At 70.2% G+C, this 8,211-nt stretch carries 9 protein-coding genes and 1 pseudogene; 4 read left to right on the top strand and 6 right to left on the bottom strand.

Annotated elements, in window-relative coordinates:
* A partial coding sequence (locus VF794_RS22000) for a LysM peptidoglycan-binding domain-containing protein (RefSeq protein WP_331113488.1) occupies positions 1–879 on the top strand: 879 nt, incomplete at its 5' end.
* Positions 880–942: 63 nt separating this feature from the next.
* Here VF794_RS22000 and VF794_RS21995 read toward each other — a convergent pair.
* The 3 genes from VF794_RS21995 to VF794_RS21985 form a co-directional block, all read right to left on the bottom strand.
* A complete protein-coding gene (locus tag VF794_RS21995; RefSeq protein WP_331113486.1) occupies positions 943–1,476 on the bottom strand; it encodes a pilus assembly protein PilB in 534 nt (177 codons plus the stop codon).
* 202 nt (positions 1,477–1,678) lie between these two features.
* Positions 1,679–2,266, bottom strand: coding sequence for an outer membrane beta-barrel protein (locus VF794_RS21990; RefSeq protein WP_331113484.1), 588 nt, complete (start codon positions 2,264–2,266; stop codon positions 1,679–1,681).
* 143 nt (positions 2,267–2,409) lie between these two features.
* On the bottom strand, positions 2,410–2,736 hold the full coding sequence (locus tag VF794_RS21985; protein WP_331113482.1) for a hypothetical protein: 327 nt from the start codon (positions 2,734–2,736) through the stop codon (positions 2,410–2,412).
* Between the two features lie 105 nt (positions 2,737–2,841).
* Between VF794_RS21985 and VF794_RS21980 the strand changes: the two genes are divergently transcribed.
* Positions 2,842–3,219, top strand: a complete 378-nt coding sequence (locus tag VF794_RS21980) for an STAS/SEC14 domain-containing protein (protein ID WP_331113480.1) — start codon at positions 2,842–2,844, stop codon at positions 3,217–3,219.
* Positions 3,220–3,381: 162 nt separating this feature from the next.
* The gene (gene serA / locus VF794_RS21975; protein ID WP_331113478.1) at positions 3,382–4,632 is read left to right on the top strand and encodes a phosphoglycerate dehydrogenase; all 1,251 of its coding nucleotides are present in this window, start codon (positions 3,382–3,384) and stop codon (positions 4,630–4,632) included.
* A gap of 27 nt (positions 4,633–4,659) precedes the next feature.
* Here the strand turns inward: serA and VF794_RS21970 are convergent, their stop codons facing one another.
* From VF794_RS21970 to VF794_RS21960, 3 genes are all read right to left on the bottom strand, one after another.
* Positions 4,660–5,247: a Uma2 family endonuclease gene (locus VF794_RS21970; RefSeq protein WP_331113476.1), complete on the bottom strand. Its 588-nt coding sequence runs from the start codon at positions 5,245–5,247 to the stop codon at positions 4,660–4,662.
* Between the two features lie 194 nt (positions 5,248–5,441).
* Positions 5,442–6,842, bottom strand: a complete 1,401-nt coding sequence (locus VF794_RS21965; RefSeq protein ID WP_331113474.1) for an FAD-binding oxidoreductase — start codon at positions 6,840–6,842, stop codon at positions 5,442–5,444.
* Positions 6,843–6,917: 75 nt separating this feature from the next.
* Complete coding sequence (locus VF794_RS21960; RefSeq protein ID WP_331113472.1) at positions 6,918–7,796, bottom strand: SRPBCC family protein; 879 nt, start codon at positions 7,794–7,796, stop codon at positions 6,918–6,920.
* A gap of 177 nt (positions 7,797–7,973) precedes the next feature.
* On the opposite strand from VF794_RS21960, the pseudogene VF794_RS21955 reads away from it, so the two are divergent.
* A pseudogene (locus VF794_RS21955) lies at positions 7,974–8,211 on the top strand (autotransporter outer membrane beta-barrel domain-containing protein); the annotation flags it as partial.

Below are 8,211 nucleotides of genomic sequence, written 5' to 3'. Positions count from 1 at the left end.
GGCACCACCGTGGGCGCCATCGCCCAGGCCAACGGCATCTCCAACCCCGACTTCATCCAGGTCGGCCAGCGGCTCTCCATCCCGGGCGCGGCGGGCTCCAGCAGCCCCGCTCCTGCCCCCGCCGCCCAGAACTACACGGTTCGGCCGGGTGACACGCTCAGCGGCATCGCCGCCCGCCACGGCACCACCGTGGGCGCCATCGCCCAGGCCAACGGCATCTCCAACCCCGACTTCATCCAGGTCGGCCAGCGGCTCTCCATCCCGGGCGGCTCGGCTCCGTCCACGCCGTCGCAGCCGGGCCCCGTGAGCGGGCCCGGGCCGGTGACGGGCCCGAGCGAGCCGGGCACGGCGGGTGGGGTGAGCGTGCAACAGCTGCGCACCATCATGCCCAACCTCTCGGAGGCCCGCGCCAACGAGCTGATGCCGCACCTCAACCGCGCCATGCAGGAGGCGGGCATCAACACCCCGCGGCGTCAGGCGGCCTTCCTGGCGCAGCTCGCCCACGAGAGCGGCGAGTTCCGCTACATGGAGGAGATCGCCTCCGGCGCCGCCTACGAGGGCCGCTCGGACCTGGGCAACACGCAGCCGGGTGACGGCGTGCGCTTCAAGGGCCGCGGCCCCATCCAGCTCACCGGGCGCTCCAACTACGCGGCCGCCAGCCAGGCCCTGGGCATCGACCTGGTGAACAACCCCACCCGCGCCGCGGACCCCGACGTGGGCTTCCGCACCGCCGCCTGGTTCTGGAACAGCCGCAACCTCAACTCCCACGCCGACGCGGGCAACTTCGACGCCATCACCTACCGGGTGAATGGCGGCTACAACGGCAAGGCCGCCCGCGACGCGTACTACGCCCGCGCCCTCCAGACGCTCGGCGGGTAGTGTCTCGAAGCACGAGCCGATGTGACGAGCCACGGCCGGTCAGTCCCGGTCGTGGCCGTTGCGTCAGACCGTGGAGTAGTCCCGAGAGATGCGCAGCCGCAGGTTCGCGTCCTCGGGATTGAGCTCGAGCGAGCGCGCCCGAGTGGTGATGATGCCGTGGCGGCGCAGCAGGTACTCGATGTCCTCCGCGAGCGCCAGCACGGGACGCACCGTGCAGCCCGTGGCGAAGGCCAGGTCATCCAACACGCGCAGGTTGCCCGGCTCGCTGGTGGCCACGGAGACGACGCCCCGCACCTCGTTGCGCCACTCGACACGCAGCGGGCAGACGCGCAGGTGCGCCAGCACCCGGGCCGGCACGCAGCGCAGCATTCCCGCCGGAACGCGCTCCAGGCCCCCGCGGCGGATGTAGGGCACCTGGAGCTGTTGCGACAACGACATGAGCAGCTGCTCCGGCGCGAGCAGGCCCATCTTCACCGCGGCCTCCCCCAACCGGCACTTCATCCGCTTCTGCCAGGCGAGCGCCGCCTCCACCTGCGCCGACGCCAACAGCCCGCTCGCCACCCACAGCTCGCCCAGCCGCATCCGCCGCACGCCCACGCCCGCCCCCCCCCGACCGACCCCTGCCCCCCCCGACCTGCCCCTCGACAACCCACCCGCGTCCCCCTCATTGCGCATCGCGTGCCAGCACCGGCCTCACGGATTCCAGGGGGTTGGCGCCACCACGCCCCGCGCCGGGCCGGAATGCTGGAAGATTTTCAGGGCCTCCCATGCAAACCCCGGACGAGGGCCACGGCTTCAATCACCACGCCATGCCGAGGTTGAGCGTGCCGGAGTAGCGGCCGCCCTTGCCGACGTGGAGGCGGGACGGCCCTCCCGTGTTGGGCACGGGTGCCCCGACGGCGAACTGCTGGTCGAAGAGGATGTTGTAGTTGAGGCGTGCGTCGGCGGTGAAGGCGCCCAGGGACGTGTGCACCCCCGCCCCGAGCGGGACGTTGCCCACTGTGTCGTCTCCGAAGCCGGGCACCCCACCGCGGACGTTGTACGTGCTGAAGCCCAGGCCGCCCATCACGTAGGGCCGCAGCCCCGAGGAGCGCAGATCCACCGTGGCCGCCGCATAGGCCCCGTTGCGCACCAGATCCGCGCCCAGCTCGAGCCCGTTCACGGCGCCCGAATAGCCGAGCTCCAGCCCCAGGAGCCGGTTCGCCCGCATCCCCACCGACACGCCGTAGGTGACCCCGACGTCCACCTGCGGCGCGAGGTCGCGCGTGTAGCCCTCCACGCCCCCGCCCACCATCACGGACATGGACCGGGGCTCCTCCTCCCGCGCCAGGGCCCCCCCGGCGTGCAGCACGAGAACCACCACGCCCGCCTTCAGGACCGCCTTCATCGTCCCTCCTCGACGTGCCACCCGGAGCTACTGGTTCACGAAGCTAGGAACCCCGAAGAGGGGACGCCAAGCAGGGCGGGGCCCCGCTTCCCGGGCGCTCGAACTCCGGAACGCCGGGCAGGCGGGCCACCGAGCCCTCCAGGTCAGGCCTCGAGCGGCTGCGCCTGCTCGGGGCACTCCCAGTAGGTGTACTCGCACGTGGCCGCGGCGGGGTCGCACGGCACCTGCATCACGGTGATGAGCTCGCACGGGTGCGTCGGCACACCGGGATCCAGACCCGCCGGCACGGACGCCGGGGGAGGCGCGGAGATGCCGCTGCCGCCCAGGGGACGCTCCACCCGGCGCGACGCCCCACCCCGCGACTCCTCCTCCTGCTTCTGGCCAGGAGGCGCCCACGGCTGGCACGCCACCGGAAACAGGGCCGGAGCCGTCCCCAGCACCGCGCCCAGCACATACAATTTCGTGTTCATGAGACCCCCTCTCCGGCTGTAACGCCCTCCCCAGGGACGGAGGGCGCGACGACGTCTGACAGGGCTTTTCGACGCGGGGCACTCTGGGGATAGAGTGCGCCCCGCATGCCCTTTCAGATCACCGTCCACGAGGCAGACCGCATCATCGACGTCGTCTACCCCCCGCAGCCCTCCGCGGAGGACGTGGCGGACTACCTCAAGCGCATCCGCGAGCTGATCGCCCGCATGGGCGGCCCCTGGAGCGCGCTGGTGGACCAGGGACAGCTCCGGGTGATGCCGCCGGAGATGGTGGCCACCATGGCCAGCCTCAACGCCTTCGCGCAGCTGCACGGCATGAAGCGCTCGGCACGCGTGGTGACGGATCCCGCCTCCGGGCTCCAGGCCTGGCGCATGACGAAGCAGGCCATGCTCACCATCCCCACGCGCACCTTCGAGACGCGTGAGGCAGCCCTGGCCTGGCTGCGCAACCCCGACGACGACTGACCTTCGCCGCGGACGACGTGGCCCGGTGGCCTACACCATCCAATAATCCACACGTCAGAGAGCCCTGGGAGGCTGGGGCCGCTCGCCGCCATGACGGACGAGCCCCTCCTCCCGCAACCGATGCTTGACAGCCCGGAGGGCGGGATCTAACGCGAAGGATATATGAGCACGCCCACGTTCCCCTCGCCCTCCACTCCGGTCTCCATCGAAGGTCCCTTGAAGGTGCTGCTGCTCGAGAACATCCACGCGTCCGCCGAGGAGATGCTCACGGCGGAGGGGTACTCGGTGGAGCGGCTCAAGGGCGCACTCAAGCCCGAGGAGCTGGAGGAGCGCATCCAGGGAGTCCACCTGCTGGGCATCCGCAGCAAGACGAATGTCTGGGCGCCCGCGCTCGCCAAGGCGCCCAACCTGCTGGCGGTGGGAGCCTTCTGCATCGGCACCAACCAGGTGGACCTGCCGTCGGCCAACAAGCACGGCGTGCCCGTCTTCAACGCCCCCTTCAGCAACACGCGCAGCGTGGCGGAGCTGGTCATCGCGGAGATCGTGATGCTCACGCGCCAGCTGGGGGACCGCAGCCGCGAGGTGCACGCGGGCCAGTGGCGCAAGGTGGCGACGGGCAGCCACGAGGTGCGCGGCAAGACGCTGGGCATCATCGGCTACGGACACATCGGCTCGCAGCTGGGCGTGCTGGCCGAGTCCATGGGCATGCGTGTCATCTTCTATGACGTGATGACGAAGCTGCCGCTGGGCAACGCGCGCGCCATGCCGACGCTCGGCGAGCTGCTGGAGAACGCGGACTTCGTGACGCTGCACGTGCCGGCCACGCCGTCCACCGAGTGGATGATTGGAGCCCCCGCGCTGGAGCGGATGCGCAAGGGCAGCTACCTCATCAACGCGAGCCGGGGCACGGTGGTGGACATTGGCGCGCTGGCCAAGGCGCTCAAGTCGGGCCACCTGGCGGGCGCGGCGGTGGACGTGTACCCCGAGGAGCCGGAGACCAACAGCGACGGCTTCGTCACCGAGCTGCAGGGGCTGCCCAACGTCATCCTCACCCCGCACATCGGCGGCTCGACGGAGGAGGCGCAGGCGTCCATTGGCAAGGAGGTGGCCACCTCGCTCATCAAGTTCGTGAGGAGCGGGGCCACGACGGGCGCGGTGAACTTCCCTCAGATCGAGTCGCCGCTCATCCAGGGCACGCACCGTATCCTCAACGTGCACCGCAACGTGCCCGGCGTGCTTCGAGACATCAACAAGATCGTCTCGGACCTCAACGCCAACATCCACGCGCAGGTGCTGAGCACGGATGCGAACATCGGCTACCTGGTGATGGACCTGGACCAGGACGTGGTCAACCCCGTGTGCGAGGCCATCGCCGGCCTCAAGACGGACATCAAGACGCGCATCGTGTCCTGACGGGAAGCCACCTCGCAGCCCGGTGACTCAACCGGGCTCGGGCGACTCGGAGAACCAGAGGGCCTCCAGCTCCAACTCGAGGGCCTCGAAGGGCTCGGCGCGGACGCGGGCATTCCCGCTCCAGGAGCCCTTCTCCAGCCATTGCCCCCCGTGGAGCCGGAGGACTTCCAGGATGCGGAGCACCGGATCCACGAGCCAGACGTACTCGACCCCCTCCCGGGCGTAGATCTCCTTCTTGAGGGTCCGATCGATGCGGGCCGTCGAGGGAGAGAGCACCTCGCAGACCCAGTCCGGAGCGAGGGTGATGAAGGGCTCATTCGAGCGCACGGGCATTCGAGCGCGCCGCCAACCCGCGAGGTCCGGCACCAGCACGTCCTTGCCGAAGTGCAACTCCGGCTCATTGAAGAACCACCAGCCACCCGGTCCCCCCCGGCTCCGCTGAAAGGGGCTGCCGAGTTCAGTCGCCAGGGCGAAGCTGGCCGCCGAGTGAGCGGTCGCTGGTCGGGGTGACGCGAAGAGTTTCCCTCCGAGGATCTCCCCCACCATGTGTGGAGGGAGGGCAACGAGCTCCGCGTAGGTAGCTTCCCGATGAGGGGGCTGCTTCTCCTCCGTCATCTCAGCGAATCCTCTCCAGTCCATCGATTCAGGGCTCAGCATCATCCCTCCGCGTCCGCCACGCCAGTCCCTCAGGACATCGTCCTCCCCTACACTACTTCAGAAGTCACCTGCTGGCAACCCACGTGACAGGAGAATTCCGAGCAGCCGAGGAGCCGGCAGCGGAGGGACAGCGGAGGCACTTCGGGCCCCGCTCACACGTCGAGGATCTTCCCCGGGTTGAGGATGGTGTTCGGGTCCAGGGCCCGCTTGAGCGTGCGCAGCATCTCCAGCTCGGCCGGCGAGCGCGAGAAGGACAGGTAGTCCTTCTTGAGCAGGCCGATGCCGTGCTCGGCGGAGATGCTGCCGCCGTGCTTGCGCACCAGCTCGAACATCGTGGGGTCGGCCTTCTTCGTGTGGGCGAGGAACTCGGCCTTCTCCATCGCGTCGGGCTTCATGATGTTGATGTGGAGGTTGCCGTCCCCGATGTGGCCGAACAGGGCGATCTCCCAGCCCGGGTAGCGCTCGCTGAACACCGCGTCCAGCTCGGAGCAGAAGGCCTCCAGGTTGGTCACCGGCAGCGACACGTCGTTCTTGTGCGGCAGCCCCGTGGCCGACAGGCTCTCGCTGATGCTCTCGCGCAGCGCCCACAGTTCGGTGGCCTGTGAGGGGCTCTGCGCCATGGTGCCGTCCGTCACCAGCCCGCGCTCGAAGAGCGAGCCCAGCCAGCCCTCCACCTCGGCCGCGTCCTTCCCCTCCGCCTCCATCAGCACGTAACAGCCGCTGGGAGCCTCGAAGGGCGAGCGCAGCTTGCGGTGCCGCTGCACACGCGCCAGGCACTTGTCGGTGAAGAACTCGTAGGCACTCAGCAACAGCGGGGCCCGCCGGGCCTCGCGGAACAGCCGCAGCACCGCGGCCACGTCCGGCACCGCGAAGAGGAATACCTCCTGCCTGCCCGGCAGCGGCGCCAGCTTGAGCGTGGCCTCGGTGATGATGCCCAGCGTCCCCTCGCTGCCGATGAAGAGCTGCCGCAGGTCCGCGCCGGTGTTGTTCTTCTCCAGCGCACCGTTGAGCTCCAGCACCTGTCCCTGCGCCGTCACCACCTGGAGGCCCAGCACCCACTGCCGGGTGAGGCCGTAGCGGATGACCTTCACCCCACCCGCGTTGGTGGCGATGTTGCCCCCCACCTGGCTCGAGCCCTTCGAGGCGAAGTCCACCGGCCACGTCAGGCCGTGCTCGGCACAGTGGTGGTGCACCGCCTCGGTGACGGCGCCCGCCTGCACGCGCACCGAGTTACCGAGCAGATCCACCTGACCGATCTTGTTCATCCGCTGGAGCGACAGCACCAGCTCGCCGCGAGAGGCCACCGCGCCACCCGCCAGGCCCGTGCGTCCACCCGAGGGCACCACCGGCACCCGGTGCTGGTTGCACAGGGCCAGCAGGCGCGCCACCTCGTCCGTGGTGCGCGGGAAGGCCACCGCGCTGGGGGCCGGCGAATAGACCCGCGTCCAGTCGCGCCCGTACTCCTGGAGTTCACTGGGCTCGCGGGTGAGGAAATCCGAGGGGAAGCCCTCGGCAACGGCTCGGAGGAATGCTTCGGGAAGCACGTCGGCCATGGTGGGAGCAGTAGTGCAGGGGCCCTCCCGCCGCAAGCCGACAAGCGGGGGGATGAGCACTTTCACTCCCTCGCGCTACGGCGCGGTGGGCGTCGTCTGGGCCTCGGCCGGAGCCGGAGCGGGCTCGGAAGCCGGAGGAGCAGCGGGAGTGGCCTCCGCTGGAGCCGGCTCGCCCGTGGGAACCGAGGGGCCCGGCACGGCCTGGGCCGGCTCACCCGTGGGCGCTGGAGAGACCACCACCGAGGGAGGCGCCTCACCCGAAGTGGCCGCATGCGCGCCTTGCGTGGACGGAGTGGCCAGGGGCGAGCCCTCCACCGGAGCAGGGGCAGCGGGAGCAACGGGGGCCGGAGCGGGCTCCCGCGAGGGCGCGGTGGCCTGGGCCGGAGCGGGCCTGGGCCCGGGCTCGGGCTCCGTGTTGGCTGGGAGGGAGCCGGCCTCCACCCGGGTCTTGAGGCGGGCCAGGGCCTGCTCGAGGTCCCGGCCGAGCCGCGACTGGAGCGGGAAGCGCAGGTAGGGCATGAGTGGACCGCCACCGAGGTCCCCCTCGTCCACCCACGTCACCCGGGTGCCCTGGCCCGCGGACGAGAAGGAGATGCGGCCGTGCAGCAGGTAGCGCCCGTCCTTCAGGGACATGTCATAGGACACGCCCGTCTCCGGGTCCGCCTGGGTGAGCGAGAGGGTGCCGGTGCCCACGTCCTCGCCACTCCAGCTCCGCACGGCACCGACGCCCACCTCGGGGCCGCCGAACATCCACTGGTTGCTCGGATAGCTGCTCGCGTTCCACGGGGACCAGTCCCGCCAGCTCTTGAGGTGGGCCACCTGGGCGTACACCGCCTTGGCCGGAGCGTTGATGATCGTCGAGCGCTCGACGCGGTACTTCGACGGCAGCATGAAGCCGACGGCGAGCACGAGCGCCATCCAGGTCGCGAGGGCGATGAGGATCTTCTTCAGCATCGACGACTCCAGGCGACGGACGCAGCCAGAGGCGGTGGACCGTAGCAGACTCCACCGATCGGTCGAGACCTCCCGGCGGATCCGTCCGCCTGCCTGCCCTGTGGAAGACGCCGCCGCGTCTTCCTGAAATGATCTCCAGCGATGACCACAGCGATCTTTCATCAGAGGTATGCACGCATGCTCGCCTGCATGCTCGCACTGGGAGCCACACCGGGCGCCCGGGCCCAGGAGCAGGAGGAAGCGGAGTCAGAGGAGGTCTCGCCCTCCCAGACGGTGGCACCCTCCGACCCCAACGCGACCCTCGCGCCACCGTGGAAGCCGCGGCTCGGCATGGCGCTGGACGTGGGGGCTCCGGACGGCGTGGGAGTTTCCGCCCTCGTGCATCCGCTGCGCTGGCTGCGGGTGAACCTCGGGG

The sequence above is a fragment of the Archangium sp. genome, from assembly GCF_036389735.1.
GTDB lineage: Bacteria > Myxococcota > Myxococcia > Myxococcales > Myxococcaceae > Archangium.
Note: the sequence above shows the minus strand (reverse complement) of the source record. Positions and strands in the feature narration are given on the sequence as shown.